Consider the following 2,158-nt stretch of genomic DNA (forward strand, 5'->3'; position numbering starts at 1 on the left):
GTATGCCTCAGGAGAAGGACTGTCTGCACCGATATTACAATCCAAGTCTTCTGGGCATGGCGTGTCTGCAACGGGGAATGGTCCTCTCAGGTTCGGCGTAAGCGGCAGCAAAAGCAGTCAAACGTCCCATACGGAAGTCGCCGCAATGGATGTCAACGGCGACGGCTATCCTGATTGGATAGATGAGGGGGACAGCCATGTACGCACACAATACACTTCGCCGACGGGAACACTCAGCCAACTTAGCGTCAAGACTGACATTCCGATGCCTGAGTTCAGCTCGGGTGCTTACAGCCTCGGCATAGGCAATGACGGTGCCATTGCCGTAAGCATAGGCAACAGGAACCGTTCTGAGTCGGGAAGAACAACAGGCAATTCCTCTCCAGGCGATGTCGGCAGCATGAACAATGCTAATGAGAATCCGAACAAGGCTACCACCCCCACGAATAACTCGACGGGCCAATGCGAAGGGCAGAATGCCAGTGACGGCAATGCCGTTTCCAGCCTGGCCGTCACGGCCAGCGGTAATTTCTCTCATGGAAACTCCAAGACCACACGCGATTGGTTCGACTGGAATGGTGACGGATTGCCCGATATGGTTGAAGGCGATGCCGTGAGGTACAATCTCGGCTACGGTTTCACAGGGCACATGCCGCGAGGCTGCCAGGACTTGGATGCCACATCCAACACCAACTGGGGTGCAGGATTGGGAACAAAAATCACCGTTCTCGGCAACGCGGAGATTACGGGAGGTTTCAACGGCACGAAGACAACGACCCTTACAAACTGTTCCTATGCCGATCTTAACGGTGACGGAATGCCGGATAAAATCATCAGGGATGGCGACGATGTTAAGGTTTCCATCAATACGGGAACGGGTTTCGTTGACGAAACCCAAGACGTTCAGGGCAGTGCGGGAAAGAACCTTGCCACGTCCGTATCATTGTATGGCAGTGCGGCATTCTCCTTCAAAATCCACCTGCTATTCCTGAAACTGACGATCACTCCACACGTAACCGCTGCTTGGTCCACTGGCGTTAGCCGTACGGAGAGCGCTTTACTCGACATTGATGGCGACGGTTTGCCCGACTTCGTTGAAAGTGCAGGCCCTGATGCCCTTGTCGTTCGCCGCAACCTCACCGGCCGCACCAACCTGCTGCGCAGCGTCACCCTGCCTTTCGGCGGACACGTCCGCGTGGAGTACCGCAGACGCTGCCCAGCTTCGCCACGCCCGGCCGCCGCTGGGTGATGTCGGCCGTGGAGACTTCGGGCGGATATGCCGAGAACGGGGCGACGCGCATGCGCAACGAGTTCGCCTACGAGGGCGGCTACCGCGACAGGCGCGAGCGCGACTTCTTCGGGTTCGCCAAGGTCGTTACCCGACGGCTGGACACGCAGAAGGAGAATGCCGCCTACCGCACGCAGGTGTCCGAGTACGGGCACAACCGCAACCTGTACATGCACGACCTCGTCACCGCCGAGACGCTGTACGACGCACAGGGCAACATGGCATTGCCGTATTTTATAAAGGAGAGAACAAAGTTGAAAGAGTAAGGTATTATGAAAAGGATGAAGAGATTTGGTCAAAAGTGGAACCTGAGAATTAATAGCGTTTTAATAGCAATCTTATTGGTAATCTCTATGATTTCATGTAACAGGGCGGAACAACATTCAAATGATTTGAAATGTATCTTCTCTGACAGCTTACACCGTTTTGAATATTATCGTGGTGCAAAACAAATTATAATTCGAGTTGACTCTAATTTGTTTTATTTTACCTCAGATAATCGTCTGGTAAAGGTGTACACCCGAAGTGTGGTTAATGGAAAACGGATGTTTGTGAATGGAAAAGTTTATTATTTCGATAGGAAGTCGGGAACATTAGATTCAGTAAAGTTCTACCAGAAAAACAAGTTGCATGGGTATTCTGTTGTTTATGACAGGGCAGGTAAGATAATTTCAGCTAGGAAATTCGATAAGACAAAGAGCAGATGAGCGAAGAATCCCACCTTATGGAAACATCGAACATACCCTAGAACGCCTATGGATATGGCGCAAACATCGTCACGGACTGGGCAGGAAGATTATCCCATGTTTATGATGCAGATAGAAAAACAACGCAACCATTATGATGGCGACGGAGGCCCCTTCATCACTT

General features: G+C 51.6%; 1 protein-coding gene and 1 pseudogene. Both read left to right on the forward strand.

Going from position 1 to position 2,158, the window contains the following annotated elements; translation table 11 throughout:
- Positions 1-1,249 (forward strand): annotated as a pseudogene (locus BN93_RS15410) (type IV secretion protein Rhs); the annotation flags it as partial.
- A gap of 50 nt (positions 1,250-1,299) precedes the next feature.
- The gene (locus BN93_RS18825; RefSeq protein WP_232211212.1) at positions 1,300-1,554 is read left to right on the forward strand and encodes a hypothetical protein; all 255 of its coding nucleotides are present in this window, start codon (positions 1,300-1,302) and stop codon (positions 1,552-1,554) included.
- Positions 1,555-2,158 lie beyond the last annotated feature (604 nt).

It is taken from the genome of Prevotella conceptionensis 9403948 (genome assembly GCF_000312305.1).
Classification (GTDB): Bacteria; Bacteroidota; Bacteroidia; order Bacteroidales; family Bacteroidaceae; genus Prevotella; species Prevotella conceptionensis.

Coding starts and splice junctions, on each gene's coding strand:
- BN93_RS18825 (WP_232211212.1), top strand. CDS start 1,300: ATGCGCAACGAGTTCGCCTACGAGGGCGGCTACCGCGACAGGCGCGAG.